Raw genomic sequence first — 16,726 nt, 5'->3', positions numbered from 1 at the left:
ACTCCCCCGTCCGCCGTCTTACAGAGGCGTCCTCGCATCTCAACTAAATCCCTACCATTAATATATTCTCCCCCCAAACCTCCCTGCATTCAAAAACCGCACAGAAATAAAGACGCCCGTCATACATTTATTTGCGCGGCATTAATTCACCCAAAATCAACCGGCCGCTAAAAAATTAAGAAAAATTCAATGATATTTTCTGACATTTTTCGTCACGATATTGTATAATAATTCCAGAAGGCAATTTTATTTCCCTGCAGGCAAACAACTGCGGCCGGGAAAACACCTGGAACGATTTTCACAACAGAAAAATCAGAATATATCAATCATCAAACTTGCCGACATTCTTAATAAATTTTTACGAGGAGGGATTTTATGCGTAAAGAAAAATTATTTATCGCTGCAACCGTAGCCGTCTGCGCCCTGGCTTTTGCGGGCTGCAAAAAGAGAGAGGCTGTCGACCTGTCGTCATTACATACAACCGTAGCCGTTGAGAAGGAGACGCTTCCCGAAACCACGAAGGCTGTCACGGAACCGGCCGGGGAGACAAAGGAGGATTCCAAGAACTCCACAAGCAGCTTTTCATTAAAGACCGAGACTAAAAAAGAAACATCAGGAAAAGCAACCGTCGAATATCCGGTTGTATCGAATATGAAGGACACCGAAAAACAGAAACAGGTTAACGCCCTGCTGCGCACCAATGCAATGGCTATCGCCGACGTTCACCCGGATCAGACCCTGTCTGTAAAAAGTACGGTGGAAGCGGCCAACCTGAAGCGGATCGTTGTGACTTACAAAGGAGAATTAACAAATCCGTCCACATCAAAGAAAGAAAAGATCTTCTACGCCAATACAATCGATCTCGACACCGTCCAGAACATGCGCCTCAGCGACTTTACCGACGCCTATACCGTGGCCGGTTACATCGCTTCCGGCGACTACAAGCTGGAATCCGTATCCGGCAACGAGCAGTCTGTCAGAAGTTACATCAACGGCTCCGACAAGACGACGGACTACTACTTTAAGAAGCTCCAGTCGGCCGATTTCTCAGGCGGATATACGGCGGACGAGAACGTCACCCCTGCCGCAAGCTGGCCGGAGGTATTCAGCTACGAGAAACAGGGCGTCATTTATGTGAGCGTTCCGCTTTCCTCCGAACTCGGGAACTACGCCATCATCAAATACAGTCCCGACAATAAGTAACGTTTAAACGGAACCGGTTCGGGATTTGACATTAATTTCCAAAAAATTGCAGCAATTATCTAAATAGTTCTATTTTTATAGTGACAAGCCTATTCAGACAGGTGTATAATACATCTGTCTGAATATTTTTTTATATCATAAGAAAGTGATCCTATGATATAAAAAATCCCTCCGGGCAGAATCGCACTGCGGCGGAGAGGAATTATGCCGCTAAAGCGACCCGCCGCAGGCAGAGAAACCCGCAAGCGGGATTCTTTCTTGCTGTTAACTGCAAAATATATTGAGACGGGGTTTTAACAGTAACCCTCTAAATCAGTGATGAAATTGAAACTGGAAACACTATAAATATAAAAGGCAGGTTTTTACTATGGAAAACGTAACAATTTTAGACCACCCTCTGATTCAGCACAAAATCTCCATTCTCCGCAATAAAGCGACGGGAACCAATGAGTTCCGTTCCCTGACCGATGAAATTGCCATGCTTATGGGATATGAAGCTCTCCGGGACCTTCCTCTTGAGGATGCTGAAGTTGAAACTCCGATTGAAACTTGTATGACACCGATGCTGTCGGGCAAAAAGCTTGCCATCGTACCGATTCTCCGTGCAGGCCTTGGCATGGTCAACGGAATCCTGGCTCTCGTACCCTCCGCCAAGGTCGGCCACATCGGCCTTTACCGCGACGAGGTAACACATCAGCCCCACGAGTATTACTGCAAACTTCCAAGTCCGATCGAACTGCGTACCATTGTTGTGACGGATCCGATGCTGGCTACCGGCGGTTCCGCCGTTGAGGCCGTGGACTTCATCAAAGAGCACGGCGGAAAGACCATTAAGTTCATGGCAATCATCGCCGCTCCGGAAGGCCTTAAAAGGCTCCACGAAGCGCACCCGGACGTACAGATCTATGTAGGCCATGTGGACAGATGCCTGAATGAGAATGCCTATATCTGCCCAGGACTCGGAGATGCCGGAGATCGTATTTTCGGAACCAAATAAGGACATAAAAAGAACGGTGCCATCTTCTGCACCGTTCTTTTTATGTCCTGTGTTACCGGCTTTCGCCGTATACTAATTAGCTGTAATCTGCATTTAAAAACATGGCTTTGACTGCCACTACTTCCTCGTACTCTTCCTGGTCTACTTCCACCCCGGAGTTTAATGCCCTGAGGTCTTCTTTCACCGCCTCAAGCGCGGCACCGGCGTCTTCCGCCCTGCCCTCCGCGATGATTTCACACATCCTTTTCAGTACTACGGGGTGTGAATACCTTGCGGGAAGCGGAAACGCTTTTCCTCCGGCCGTTTCTGACGCTTTTTCCCGGTATAAGGCCAGATACTGCTCCATCTCCTCCAATGCCCGCTTTTCCTGGTTCAGGATAAAACGCTTGTTGTTTTTCGAAGTCGGCAGCATACTGGCGCTGGAAAACAGGAAAATAGCCGCCATTCCAAAAAGAGTGAAATAGATGGCGAATCCCACGTGATGAATCAGTGAATAGATTCCGTACACAAGGGAACAGACTCCCAGAAGCGAAATGGCCAAGGCCACCCATTTGTAGCTGGGGCTGCTGTTTTCATAGGCCCTTTTTCTTCTGGCCGCCTGGCTGAGCGCAATGCCAAGCTCCGGCTTCTCCTCCAGAAATTCTCTGGCGTTCTGAAGCCGCTCAAGCTCTTCTTTCGCCTCTTCCGGGAGGACCGGGAGGCGCTTTGCGGCGCGCTCCTGCTCCTTCTTTTTAAGCCGCTCCTCGGCCGCCTCACTCACCAGCCTGATTTCGGAGTGATCCCTGCCGATGCAGGCCAGCATACGATCCACGTTCTCCTCGTATTTAAAATTACACTGTTTTTCTTTCCCATCTTCATACTCTACCACCAGATAAGGAATACTGGCAAACATCCCTTTCCCGCTGAAACCGCCCTTGCTCATCGCCACCCGCTTGAACACGCGGGTTACCGAGGCGATCGGGATATAGTACCGTCTGTCTATGTAAAAACTGTTCAGGTACAGCGCCTTCTCTCCCACCCCGCAGGGGCCGAATTTTCTGCACTGTTTTCTGTCCTGTTCCAACTCCTGCTCCGGCAGGCTCTCAAGGCCGAGCTTCACTGGCTTAAAAATCATAGTTTATCTCCGGTTTTTCTTAGATTTGTGTCCTTTCATTCGCAGCAGCCGTTAAGCGGTCTGCTGTTTTTTCGTAGCCCTCATGAATACTGCAAGGAATACCACCGCCAGAATAATTCCGGCCGGATAAGCAAATGTTGTGCCGAGATTCAGACATTCCTTCGCATAGAAGAAATAAGTCATGGACACGGCGCTCATAAAGGTTGCAGGCACTGCCGTAATCCAGTAGTTCTTTTTCTCTTTAAAGAGATACATGCTTGCGGTCCAGAGAACGATCATTGCCAGAGTCTGGTTCGTCCAGCTGAAGTATCTCCATACAATCGTGTAATCCAGATGGCCGATGATGGCGCCTGCCGCCAGCAGCGGGATACAGAGTTTCAGACGGCTCATATATGCCTTCTGATCAATCTTAAACCAGTCGGCCACAACGAGACGCGCGCTTCTGAATGCGGTGTCGCCTGAAGTAATCGGGCATGCGATAACGCCGAGCATGGCAAGTGCAATACCGATTCCGCCCATGGTCTTCTTACATACGTCGTAAATTGCTGCGGACTGACCGTTGGCAAGAGCCTCCTGAAGTCCTGTGTTAAGGCCTCCCGTTACGGAGTAAAGGGAACATCCTGCGGCTGCCCAAATCAGGGCGATTACGCCTTCACATACCATTGCGCCGTAGAATACAAAGTGTCCCTGCTTCTCGGATTTCATACAGCGGGCCATCAGAGGCGACTGTGTTGCATGGAAACCGGAAATAGCGCCGCAGGCAACGGTGATGAACATAACACTCCAGATTGGCGTTCCCGCCGGATGCATGTTGTAAAAATTCGTCCAGATTTCAGGAATCACATACTCTGATTTTGTGAAAATACCGATGCCGACACCGACTGCCATGATAATCAGGCAGACGCCGAATACAGGGTAAATCTTACCGATAATCTTATCGATGGAAATAAATGTGGCAATGAAATAATATGCCAGGATTACCCACAGCCAGAGTTCCTTATTGGTTACAATACCGGTGGCTCCGCTGTTCTGGAACAGGGTGACAATCAGGCCGGCCGGTCCGACTGCAAACACGGTTCCTACCATTACGAGAAGAACGATACTGAAAACACGCATGACGTTCTTCATCAGTCCGCCGAGATAAATACCGCAGACCTCGGAAATGGAAGCTCCTTCATTACGCTCGGACAGCATTCCCGAAAAATAGTCGTGGACGCCTCCGGCAAAAATCGTACCGAATGTAATCCACAGAAAGACAACAGGTCCCCATAAAGCTCCCTGAAGCGCTCCGAAAATCGGGCCGAGACCGGCGATATTCAGGAGCTGGACTAAAAACAGTTTCCATTGAGGCATGACAACGTAATCCACCCCGTCGTTGATTCTCACCGCCGGAGTCTCCCTGTCGTCGGTACCAAATGTGTTATCTACCATTTTACCGTAGATAAAATAGCCGCCTACCAGCAGCACCAGACAAATAAAAAAACTTAACATACTCATTCCCTCCTATGTTTTTTTCAGTGTGATACACTGTTTTTTTATTCACTATCATTATAGTACATTCACACAAAAATACAATCATTTAATTGTATTTTCTTGGATACTTTACACTAGTTTGTCCTCATATGAAGGATACTGCATACAATATCCGTTATATATTAAATTCATATGTTAAAACTGTAACAAATGTAACTTAATGTTAACATTTATATTTTCTGCCTCACCGGGAATCAAAAAGCGGCCCACTCTGCAGCTTTTTTCCGTCTGCAAAATGAACCGCCTTTATTCGTCTTATTTCGACAGGATAGTATAAAATACGACTCCGCCGACTAGTGAACCGTGAATTTTTCCGCAATGGTACCCGTATAGTAGGCATCCAGCAGTTTTTCCAGGTCTTTTATCTTTTCCTTCAGTTCCCTTCCAATGTCCGTGTCTCCCACACATTTGCGCTCCGGAACCCACTTGACCATCTTGCTGTCGGAGTGGATGTCGCTCTCATTCTCGATCGCCGCTTCCGTGGATTCAAAGGGATCGTGTGCCGCCAGAATCAGGCCGTAGGAGTTGTATATCAGGGTGTAACCGGCAATTCCCGTCTCTTTCTGATAGGCCCTGGAAAATCCTCCGTCGATCACCAGCAGCTTTCCGTTGCATTTGATTGGGCTCTCCCCGTCTTTGGATTTGACCGGCACATGGCCGTTGATAATATGGGCTCCCTCTTTGGCAAGGCCGAATTCCGCAAGGATCCGATCCATCACGTCCTCATTTTCCAGGAAATGATAGTACGGATTTTTGGCCTCCCGGTGCGTCTCCTTCTCGGCCAGGAAATACCGCTCGAATGTGGCCATCTTGTCTTTTCCAAACAGCGGGGAATTCTCGTGGAGCCAGATATACCACATCAGGTCGCGCCCCCGCTCCCTCTCCTCCATGTCCATGGAGACAAAACCTTTTCTCACATAATTATCCAGGATGTCATACAGGGCTTTTCCCTTATATTTCTTCCCGTAAATCTCCACCGCCCTGAATGTGCCGTCCTCATTCAGAGGCACGCAGCCATGGTAGAGCAGATTATTATTGTATACCTTATAGAGACTTCCCTTTGCAAGGAGGAATTTCATGTGCTGCTGCAGTTTTTCACAGTTGAGGAACGCCCTCTCCAGACGGTCCATAATCTCTGCCTCCTGGTCCGTAAAAGCGTAGGGGTCCTTCGGATCCACGGTTGGGAAATGACAGTCCAGCAGGGTATATTCCTTTCCATCCAGCGTGATCGTCCCTTTTTCATAGTCGATCAGGTGAAGCAGGTTGCGCTGTTCCAGACGGAATTCCGGATGGCGCCTGATAATCTGGCCCTCCGCCTTAAACTGGATGATGGAAATCGCCTTATGCATCTTCTGGTTAATCTCCATCTCCGACGCATCATAGGTATTGCTCCCCTTTAACTGGAAACAGGTGCAGGGATCGTCCGCATACGTGTTCAGCGCAAAAGTGGCTAAAGGCAGCATGTTGATACCGTATCCGTCCTCCAGGATATCCAGGTTGCCGTATCTGGCACAGATTCGTATCACATTCGCGATACAGCCCGCCTGTCCGGCCGCCGCCCCCATCCAGAGGACATCGTGGTTTCCCCACTGGATGTCCACCGAGTGATACGTCATCAGCTTATCCATAATAATATGAGGCCCCGGTCCCCTGTCATAGATATCGCCCACAATGTGGAGATGATCCACTATCAGACGCTGGATCAGTTCGCTCAAGGCTATGATAAACTGTTTGGCCCGGCCCACCCGGATAATCGTCTGGATAATCGCGTCGTAATAGGACTCCTTGTCCGTCAGCTCCGCCTTCTCGGTCAGAAGCTCCTCCAGCACATAGGCAAATTCCTTCGGAAGGGCCTTACGCACCTTGGAACGTGTGTATTTGCTGGCCGCCCTCCTGCTGACCTCAATCAGGCGGTACAGCGTGATTTTATACCAGTCCTCCGGATTCGGTTCCGTCTGCAGGATACGGCTCATCTTTTCCCTCGGATAGTAAATCAGCGTCGCAAGGGACTGTTTATCCTGACGGCTCAGCGTATTGCCGAACACATCGTCGATTTTGCGTTTGACGGCCCCGGAGCCGTTCTTAAGCACATGGGAAAATGCCTCGTATTCCCCGTGAATATCCGTCAGAAAATGCTCCGTTCCCTTGGGAAGGTTGACGATTGCCTCCAGATTAATCACCTCCGTCGACGCCGCCCCAATCGTGGGATACAGCTCCGCCAGCCATTCCAGATATCTGATCTCCAAATTTTTCATAACATCCTCCTTATCCATTATGTTCTGCTGAAATCACTCCTAATGGACTCCTGCCTCCCGGGCATCCGGCCGCGAAGCTTAAAGGTTACCGTTACTAAACCGTTTTTGCCACAACCTCGCCCTGGCGCTTGTAGATGGAATCCGGATCCACACAGCCGCGCACGCTGGAAAGAGGATAAATATTGGACCATCTTCCAATCACGGTGCCGGGGTTTAATATGGAACCGCAGCCAACCTCCACATTATCTCCAATCAGCGCTCCCACCTTTTTTCTGCCCGTCTCGATCTCACCGTCGGCGGCATGGATAGTTACAAGCAGTTTGTCGGATTTCACATTGGAGGTGATGGAACCGGCTCCCATATGGGCCTTAAATCCAAGAATCGAATCACCCACATAGTTGTAGTGCGGTACCTGAACCTTGTCGAAAAGAATCACATTCTTCAGCTCCGTGGAGTTGCCTACCACGGCGCCCTCCCCAATCAGCGCGCTTCCGCGGATAAAGGCGCAGTGGCGCACTTCGGCATCCCTGCACACGATGACCGGACCGTTTAAGAACGCGGTGGGAGCCACTTTTGCGGTTTTATGCACCCAAACATTCTCTCCCCGTTTCTCATACTCGTTCTCATCCAGGCTGCCGCCGAGCTGAATCAGAAAATCGCTGATTCCCTGAAGTGCATCCCAGGGAAATTCATACTGCGCCAGATAATCCGCCGCAAGTGTATGTGTCAAATCATAGAGTTCTGCAATCTTCATCTGTTCCCGAATCATAGTCATGTTCCTCTCTTTCCTGCCTGTGGTTAGAATCTGTTACAGTTACTGCTATACCGCGCCCGGTAACACGCCGCGTGGAATACTTCCTGTAAACAGTAACCCGTTATACCGTCATGTCTGTTTCTTCTGTATTTACTACGGGATTAAGGGCATCAGCCGGTGCTGCTTTTGAAGCCGCGGCCTCCCCAGCCGTTTCTATCGAGGACGCTGTTTCCACGGCCTCTGTCTTGGCATCCGCTGCTTTCACTTCTGCGGCCTTGACATCCGCCGCTTTCACCTCTGCCGCCCTGGCATCCGCTGCTTTCACTTCTGCCGCCCTGGCATCTGCTGCTTTCGCTTCTGCCGCCTTGGCATCCGCTGCTTTCGCTCCTGCCTTCGCACCGGTTTTTTTGCCGGCCGCGGCTTTTCCCGAACCTGCGGTTTTATAATTTTCCGATACCTGGTCAAAAATCGGCCTCAGACCTGCCTGGTTTGCGGCTCTTACCGCATTATAGGTCCGGCCGGCCACAAAGCGTTCCAGCTTTTCCATATATTCGTCGGCGGTGATACTGCCTTCCGCCACATAGGTAAGGCCCTTTTCCCAGCTCGCGGTGAGTTCCGGGTTCAGAAGCTGTTTAATTGAAGCTTCCACTACCACAAAAATCACTTCACCCAGAAAGGTCGGTGTGACAACCTGGGTTTTATCGTTCAGCGACAGGTACTTGATATTACAGAGCTTCTTAAGAATCTCTGCCCTGGTGGCACTGGTTCCGATGCCGCTTCCCTTTATCTGTGCCCGAAGCTCTTCGTCTTCAATGAGCTGTCCCGCATTCTCCATTGCCAGAATCATGGAACCCGAAGTGTAGCGTTTCGGCGGGGAAGTCTCCCCTTCCTTTATATTCAGTGCATCCAGGGATACAGAAGTGCCTTTTTTCATTTTTTCAAGCATTGCGATAAATTCGGGGCTGGATGAATCCAGAACCACCTCGCCCGCCTGCTCTTCTTTCCCGGCTCCCGCCGGCTCCCCGCCTTCACCGGAATTATCCTGCGCATTTGCATTCTTTTTCCTGGCCTGGCCCGACACGTCGGCCACCTTCAGGTAACCCTGATCTTTCAGGACCTTGAAGCTGGCGAAGAAATGCTCATTCTGTGAGACGATCTCCACCGAATATTTCTGGTAAACAGCCGGCGGGAAAAAGATACTTAAGAAACGTCTTACAATCACCTGATAAATCCTGGCATTCAGTTCCGAAAGCCCTCTAAGTGCCCCCAGGCCCTGTCCCGTTGGAACAATCGCGTAGTGATCGGTGATTTGCTTGTCATTGACATACCGCGTTTTGGCAATTCCCTTATAGGTACCCGAGTCAAGCGCTTCTTTCGCAAACTCGGCGCACGGCCCGTAATTCTTCAGTCCGCCGATATTTTTATGAATCTCCTTCGCAACCGCGGTGGAGAGAACCCTGGCATCCGTTCTCGGATAGGTTACAAGCTTTTTCTCATACAGTTCCTGGACCGATTTAAGGGTCTGGTCGGGACTGATTTTAAACATCTTGGAGCAGTCATTCTGAAGCTCCGCCAGGTTATATAAAAGAGGAGGATTCTTTGTCTCTTTCTTCTTATCGATGGCTGCGATAACGCCCTCCATCGGTTCTTTGGAAGAGAGATAGTTTATCAGTTCCTCCGCGTCTTTTCGTTCCTTAAACCCATTCTCTTTATAGAGACAGGGATGGTTAAAGTATTTGGATCCTTCTACCGCCTTCCATTCGCCGTCGAGTGTGAATCCCTCCGGGCCGAATGTGCCGATTACGCGGTAAAACGGGGTCTTCACAAAGTCCCTGACCTCCCGCTCCCTCCGCACTACCATTCCGAGGACGCAGGTCATTACGCGGCCGACGGACACAACGGTCCTGTCCGTGCGCATATAGTTTGAAATGGAAGGGCCGTATTTCAGAGTCAGCGCCCTGGAAAAGTTAATTCCCATCAGGTAGTCTTCCTTGGCCCTCAGATAGGCCGAGGACGCCAGGTTGTCATACTCAGACAAATCCTTTGCCTCCCTGATTCCGCGCAGTATTTCCTCTTCCGTCTGCGAGTCAATCCAGACCCGTTTCTGTTTCTTGCCCTTAATCCCGGCCATCTGCGCCACGAGACGGTAGATATACTCTCCCTCCCGCCCGGAGTCGGTACAGACGTAAATGGTATCCACATCGTTCCTGTTCAGAAGGCCGCTTACAATCTTAAACTGTTTTTCAACATTCTCAATTACCTGATATTTAAATTCTTTCGGGAGAAAAGGAAGCGTCTGGAGGCTCCATCTCTTATATTTTATGTCATAGGCCTCCGGATAACTCATTGTAACAAGATGTCCCACACACCAGGTCACAACCGCATTCTCCGATTCGATATAGCCGTCGTTCGCCCTGCCCGAAACCTTCAGCGCATTAGCGAATTCTCTGGCTACACTCGGTTTTTCTGCTATGTATAATGATTTTGACATTCCATTCCCCACATTCTGTAAATATATATGTAACGATTCCGTACTTTCAAAGCCGGAGTTTAAACCTCCGCCGCCTCTTCCTGCCTTTTCATTTTCCCGGATTTCTTACCGCCCGACGATTTATGCTCCGCCAGGATTGCCGCCGCAAACATCAGCCCGCATCCCACAAGCATCCTGGGCGTCACCGGCTCACTGAGGAAAATCACCGAAAACACCAGACCGAACACCGATTCAAAAGAGAGCAGGATCGATGATGTACTTGCGCTCAGATAGGTCTGTCCCACGGTCTGGAGCAGGAAACAGAGCATGCTTGAAACAAGTCCCAGGTACAGAATGGATAAAAGCACTCCTCTGTCTGCAAAGACGCCCAGATTACAGGAGCCCTCAAACGTGAAGGCCACAAGCCAGGAAATCACGGCGCAGGAGCCCATCTGGACCACCGTCAGTTTAATCGGATCGTAAACCATGGTATAACGATCGATGAAAACCATATGAAGAGCAAAACAAAAGCCGCAGATAAAGGTCAAAAAATCACCGTAATTGACCGTCAGGTCGCCCTTCAGCGAAAGGAGCGCCAGGCCGACCACCGCAATACAGGCGGCAATGACGTTATTTCTCGATGGTTTTACTTTATTAAAAAGCCAGTGCAGAAAAGGAACAATTATGACGTACAGCGTCGTGATAAACGCATTCTTGCTGGCGGTCGTAAACTTCAGCCCATAGGTCTGAAAATAGTAGCTGATAAACAAAAGAAACCCCAGCAGGGTGCCGCAGCCGATATCGGCCCGGGTCATCGTCTTCACATGTTTCCTGAAAATAATCATAAGTCCAACCGTCGCAATCGTAAACCTGTATGCCAGGAGGTACGTCGGTTTGATTACATCCATTGAATTCTTCATGACCACAAACGCGCTGCCCCATACAATCGTCACAAACATAAGTCCGGCTGAAGCTAAAGCCGTTATCTTCCTGTTATTTGTCTTCCCCTCTGTCGCTCCCATTTTCTGTTTCATCCTCCGCAATGTTATTGTTCATACCCGGCTTAAACCGGCCGTCATGCCCAGGCTTTCTCAAAAATACAGGGCTGCAGCTTCTGCCGGACGGCTCTTTACTGCATCCCTGTACTGATTTATTCTATCATAAATTTATAAATTGTGGTAGTACTATATTCTTTTCCCTCTTTCAAAACAGGGGACGGATAATCCGGCATATTGACCGCATTGGGATAATACTGCGTCTCAAAACAGTATCCCTGGCGCGGGCCGTACAGCACGCCCTCTTTCCCCGGAATATCCGGCTCCAGATAATTGGCGGTATAGAACTGGATGCCCGGAAGATCCGTATAGACTTCCATTGTGCGTCCGCTCTTCTCATCCCAGGCCTTGGCTGAGAGCGACAGTTTCCCCGGCTCATGGTTCAGGACCCAGTTGTGGTCATAGCCGTGGCCGAACCGTATCTGCTCACAGTCCGCGTCGATATCGCGGCCGATTGGTTTCTTTACGGTGAAATCCATCGGACTTCCCGCTACCGGCCGGAGTTCCCCGTAAGGGATAGCCACATCGTCCGTAGGAGTGTAACGATCCGCATCGATCCACACAAGCTGATCCATGGCGCTTCCGCTCCTATGGCCTGCAAGATTAAAGTAGCTGTGATTCGTCATATTGGCAACGGTGTCCTGATCGCAGACCATATGGTAACGGATCTTCAGCTCATTTTCCTCCGTCAGCGTGTAGACTACAGAAATCCTCGCATTGCCCGGATATCCCTGGTCTCCGTCGGGGCTTAAGAGGGAAAATGTGATGGACGTCCCATCCTCCTCTTCGGTCACCTCGGTATCCCAGATTCTGTTTCTGTAGAAATCGGGGCCGCTGTGAAGGTTGTTGGGGCCATTGTTGGCCTCCAGCTTATAAGTCACTCCGTTTAATGTAAACTCTGCCTTTCCGATGCGGTTGGCGTTTCTTCCGACGATCTCACCCAGATGGCCGCCGTTTCCCAGACATGCCTCAATCGTATCATATCCAAGCACTACATCCGCCAGCTCACCGTCCCGTCCGGGAACCAGCATGGAGGACCAGATTCCTCCCAGATCCAGGAAGGATGCGGAAAGTCCGTTTTTATTGACCAGCGTATACTGGGTCACGTTTCTTCCGTCTGACAGTTCACCAAATTTTACTTTTTTGTACATATTATTTCCCCTCAATATATCCCTGGGCCGTCAGAAGCTCCGCACAGAGAACGGCTCCGCCTGCGGCGCCTCTCAATGTGTTGTGGGAAAGTCCGACAAACTTCCAGTCATAAACCGTGTCTTCCCTCAGACGGCCGACGGAAACTCCCATGCCATTTTCAAAGTCGACATCCAGCTTGACCTGAGGACGGTTATCCTCCTGCAGATACTGGATAAACTGCTTCGGTGCACTCGGAAGTTCCATCTCCTGAGGAAGGCCTTTAAAGTTCACAAGCTTCTCAATCAGCTGCTCTTTCGTTGGTTTCTTTCTGAATTTAACAAATACGGCGGCCGTATGTCCGTCCAGAACCGGCACGCGGATGCACTGGCAGGTGATGACAGGCCCGTCTGCCTTCACAATCTCACCGTCTTTAATCTCGCCCCAGAGTCTGAGCGGCTCCTGCTCACTCTTTTCTTCCTCGCCGCCGATGTATGGGATAATATTCTCCACCATCTCAGGCCAGTCTTTAAAGGTTTTTCCTGCGCCGGAGATTGCCTGGTATGTAGTGGCAACCACCTCATACGGCTCGAATTCTTTCCATGCGGTCAGAACAGGAGCGTAGCTCTGGATGGAGCAGTTTGGTTTTACAGCGACAAAGCCTCTCTTTGTTCCAAGGCGTTTTTTCTGGAATTCAATTACTTTGAAGTGTTCCGGATTGATCTCCGGCACTACCATCGGGACGTCCGGTGTCCAGCGATGGGCGCTGTTATTGGAAACAACCGGTGTCTCAGCCTTGGCATAGGCATCCTCGATTGCTCTGATCTCTTCTTTCGTCATATCAACGGCGCTGAAGACAAAATCTACGGCTGCGGCAACCTTTTCCACTTCGTTGACATTCATCACAACCATATTTTTTACGGATTCCGGCATTGGCGTCTGCATCTTCCAGCGGCCGCCGACTGCTTCTTCGTATGTTCTGCCTGCCGATCTGGGGCTTGCCGCCACTGCAGTTACCTCATACCACGGATGTTCAGCCAAAAGTGTAATAAAACGCTGTCCAACCATTCCTGTTGCGCCTAAAACGCCTACACGTAATTTCTTCTTCATTTCCATAGCTATTCTCCTCATTCCCGAATTCGATTTCCGTAACTGTCCACTGTCTTTCCAGTTACCGGCGCCCCTCTTTAGTATGCCGGGGATTCCCTGCGGTGATCCGGTGCGCACACAGTCCGCCGGTTCTCTGAGAACGGTGCGGCGTAACGAATCATAACATTAACGTATATCCTATACCAATTCGCAGAAAAAATCAACATTTTTCCGCAAAGAAAATACATTTGTCTTTCCACAGCGAACATTTTATTAATTTATGACGTGAACAGCGGAAGAATCTTCTGTTCCGCCACGGAAACCAGGCCTAAATCGGACATTTTCACATCCGGGATAACGGGAAGCGCCAGGGAAACGATGCGCAGAAGCGGATTTTCCTGGGCCGTAAGTCCCAGACCTCGCTCCGTCTCTTTCATCTTTGCCGCCTCTTTTGTCAGTTCCTCGGCATTCAGCCTGGTCATCAGGCCGCCGACCTCCAGTCTCAGGGTATTGAGGACTTTTCCGTCCTTTACCGCCGTCATTCCGCCGCCTTTTGCAATCAGTTCCTTTGCCGCCGCAAAGGCGTCTTCCGGTTTGAAGTAGACAATCGCCAGGTTATGGGAATCATGGGAGACGGTAGATGCAATGGCTCCCTCGCTGCTTCCAAAGTTCTTTACGATTCCAAGGGCCTTTGTCCCTTTGCCGTGACGGTTGATTACGGCTACAAACGCCATGCCCTCTTTCAGCACGACCGTGCCGTCCTTCACTTCCAGCTCTTCCACCGCACATCTGGTCATGCTCTGGAGAAGATCGTGGTATTCCATTACATGGACTTTTACGGTACCGCTCTCCACAGGGGCTTTTACGATAAAGTCATCAAGCGTCACTTCTCCTGCATTCATAGAATTTCGCTTCTCGATGGCGTATTCGCGATCCTCGATCTCCACCGTCAGCTTTCCGTTCTCGGCAACCAGCTTTCCACCGAAAAATACGGCATCCGCCCACATGGTGTTAATGTCTTCGGTCAGGACCATATCCGCCGTATAGCCGGGCGCCACGGCTCCGATGTGGGATACGCCGATTTCCCTGGCCGTATTGATTGTGGCACTCTTGATGGCCAGCACCGGATCCATGCCGCATTCAATGGCCTTTCTGACTACTGCGTTCAAATGGCCCGTGTGCAGGAGATCATCACTCTCCCTGTCGTCGCTGCAGAGAGTCAGTGTATCGTAGAAACGGATTCCGTCGATTCCCTCCACAATGGCCTTGACGTTCTTTGTGATGGAGCTCTCCCTGGCATCCACATACATGCCTGCCCTGAGCTTGCCAAGCGCCTCGTCGCCCCTGGTCGTCTCATGACAGGTATTCGGACCGCCGCAGAGATATGCGGAAAGCTGTCTTCCCATCAGGCCCGGCGCATGTCCCTGAAGATAAAGGCCGCTCTCCTCTGCCGCCTCGATGATATCCATCATACGGTCGTCGCCGTTCATCACCCCATAGAAATCCATCACTTCGGCCAGGCCGACCACCCGTTCAAGCTTTGCCAGTTCCCGGATCTCTCCGGCAAAGAACTCGGCTCCCGCGTTCTCGCAGCCCGGTACGGCCGGAACGCAGCTTGGGATGTCCACGAGCTGTCGCATCGGCAGATCGTCGGCGCTGTCGTGCATATATTTTACCGCATCCACGCCGTAAACATTGGCCAGCTCATGCGGGTCATGAATGATCGTGGTCGTTCCGTGGGGAATCACGACCCTGGCAAAATTCCGCGGAGTCATCATGGAACTCTCAATGTGCATATGGGAATCAATCAGTCCCGGGATCAGATAACGTCCCTTTCCGTCATAAATCTCCTCCGCCTCAAAAGGTCCCTCCAGTTTCTCCGTCTCCACATGTGCGATAAATCCGTCTTTTACATAGACTACGGCCGGATAGATCTCCCCCGTAAATACATTCACAAGCCGGCAGTTGATCACCGCCAGATCGGCCTTTACAAGGCCGAGGGCCGTTTTTAAAAGCTCCTTTTTATTCTTTGGTTCCAGTTTAATCATAGTTTGTCTCCTCTCTGTGTCCGGGTATCATCGATTTGTACCTGTTTCGTACCGTTCCTTTTCTTTCCGGCCTTCCGTACAGTACCATCTATTCTTTCATAAGGCGTCTGTAATTTTCATTGACCGCCCTTATTAATTCTTCCCTTTTCATATTCCTCACACGGCAGATGTGCTCAATCACATAAGTAATATACCGTGGTTCATTCTCTTTCCCCTGCATCGGAGCCGGTGTCAGGCTCGGTGCATCCGTCTCCACCAGAATCCGGTCAAGCGGAACTTCCTTTACCGCCCTCTGTGTACTTTCATCATCCAGTTCAAATGTAATATTTCCCGAAAAGGATATATACATTCCCATATCGAGAAAATCCTGCATCGCTTCGGCGCCGCCGCTGTAACAGTGCATAATGCCGGGCACCTTCAGGTTCTCTTTCATATAACGTCTCGTGTCGTCGGTTGCCAGGCGCATATGGATCAGTACCGGCTTATCCACCTCATTCGCCATCCGGATCTGCCTGATAAAGGCCTCCTTCTGGATATCTGCGGGCACCGTCTCTTCATAGGGGTAATAATCCATCCCTATCTCACCCACCGCCTTAACCTGCGGCTTGCGTACCAGCCTTTCCAGCCGCACAAAATCCTCTTCCGTTACCTTTAAAAGATCATTCGGATAAAATGCGCAGGCCACGTCAAACATGGGATCCATCTCCGCCATCCGAATCGCCCGCTCCGCCTCGGAAAGCTCCGTGCAGACAATCATGATTTTTTCAATGCCTGCCTCTTTCGCCCCTGCAACCACCTCTTCCCACCGCGGATAAAGCTGCGCTCCGCAGATATGGGCGTGACTGTCGATTATTCCCCGCATAAACTCTGTCCTTTCTTTTCTACATTGGAATTTTCAGTGTGGGGTGCATTTCCCACCTCATTATACTATAAGAATGGGGGATTGCACAACAGGTTGTTTGGCTGAAGAATGAGAACGCCGCCGGGACGGCCGGGGGGCGGAATGGTGGGAGGGAGGGGATGAGTCTTCAGTCCCGGGTTGCAGGTTGTCGCGGGTGGGGAATCCGGGCAGAAAAAGTT

12 protein-coding genes are annotated in these 16,726 nt (G+C 50.3%); 2 read left to right on the top strand and 10 right to left on the bottom strand.

The features are described from left to right. Window positions 1–375: 375 nt before the first annotated feature. Window positions 376–1,203 (top strand): hypothetical protein, encoded by an 828-nt coding sequence (locus QZT18_RS21220; protein WP_294151254.1) that lies wholly within the window; start codon window positions 376–378, stop codon window positions 1,201–1,203. Between the two features lie 367 nt (window positions 1,204–1,570). Next, on the top strand, window positions 1,571–2,200 hold the full coding sequence (upp, locus tag QZT18_RS21215; RefSeq protein ID WP_125140529.1) for a uracil phosphoribosyltransferase: 630 nt from the start codon (window positions 1,571–1,573) through the stop codon (window positions 2,198–2,200). A gap of 76 nt (window positions 2,201–2,276) precedes the next feature. On the opposite strand, the gene QZT18_RS21210 is transcribed toward upp, so the two are convergent. From QZT18_RS21210 to QZT18_RS21165, 10 genes are all read right to left on the bottom strand, one after another. Continuing rightward, window positions 2,277–3,314, bottom strand: a complete 1,038-nt coding sequence (locus tag QZT18_RS21210) for an ATPase P (RefSeq protein WP_294151243.1) — start codon at window positions 3,312–3,314, stop codon at window positions 2,277–2,279. Window positions 3,315–3,365: 51 nt separating this feature from the next. Further along, window positions 3,366–4,805, bottom strand: a complete 1,440-nt coding sequence (locus QZT18_RS21205) for a carbon starvation protein A (RefSeq protein ID WP_294151240.1) — start codon at window positions 4,803–4,805, stop codon at window positions 3,366–3,368. A 335-nt stretch (window positions 4,806–5,140) separates the two neighbouring features. After that, window positions 5,141–7,102: a fructose-1,6-bisphosphatase gene (locus QZT18_RS21200; protein WP_294151239.1), complete on the bottom strand. Its 1,962-nt coding sequence runs from the start codon at window positions 7,100–7,102 to the stop codon at window positions 5,141–5,143. A gap of 94 nt (window positions 7,103–7,196) precedes the next feature. Next, a complete protein-coding gene (locus QZT18_RS21195) occupies window positions 7,197–7,871 on the bottom strand; it encodes a UDP-N-acetylglucosamine pyrophosphorylase (RefSeq protein WP_294151237.1) in 675 nt (224 codons plus the stop codon). Window positions 7,872–7,977: 106 nt separating this feature from the next. Further along, window positions 7,978–10,347, bottom strand: a complete 2,370-nt coding sequence (locus tag QZT18_RS21190; RefSeq protein WP_294151234.1) for a DNA topoisomerase — start codon at window positions 10,345–10,347, stop codon at window positions 7,978–7,980. A gap of 59 nt (window positions 10,348–10,406) precedes the next feature. Then, a complete protein-coding gene (locus QZT18_RS21185) occupies window positions 10,407–11,360 on the bottom strand; it encodes a DMT family transporter (protein ID WP_294151232.1) in 954 nt (317 codons plus the stop codon). A 116-nt stretch (window positions 11,361–11,476) separates the two neighbouring features. Further along, on the bottom strand, window positions 11,477–12,532 hold the full coding sequence (locus tag QZT18_RS21180) for an aldose epimerase family protein (protein WP_294151230.1): 1,056 nt from the start codon (window positions 12,530–12,532) through the stop codon (window positions 11,477–11,479). Between the two features lies 1 nt (window position 12,533). After that, the gene (asd, locus tag QZT18_RS21175) at window positions 12,534–13,619 is read right to left on the bottom strand and encodes an aspartate-semialdehyde dehydrogenase (protein WP_294151257.1); all 1,086 of its coding nucleotides are present in this window, start codon (window positions 13,617–13,619) and stop codon (window positions 12,534–12,536) included. Window positions 13,620–13,876: 257 nt separating this feature from the next. Next, window positions 13,877–15,646: an adenine deaminase gene (ade, locus tag QZT18_RS21170; protein WP_294151227.1), complete on the bottom strand. Its 1,770-nt coding sequence runs from the start codon at window positions 15,644–15,646 to the stop codon at window positions 13,877–13,879. Between the two features lie 88 nt (window positions 15,647–15,734). Beyond that, window positions 15,735–16,508 (bottom strand): TatD family hydrolase, encoded by a 774-nt coding sequence (locus QZT18_RS21165; protein WP_294151225.1) that lies wholly within the window; start codon window positions 16,506–16,508, stop codon window positions 15,735–15,737. Window positions 16,509–16,726: the final 218 nt, after the last annotated feature.

The organism is uncultured Clostridium sp., assembly GCF_900547735.1.
In the GTDB taxonomy this organism is placed as follows: Bacteria; Bacillota; Clostridia; order Lachnospirales; family Lachnospiraceae; genus Otoolea.
Note: the sequence above shows the minus strand (reverse complement) of the source record. Positions and strands in the feature narration are given on the sequence as shown.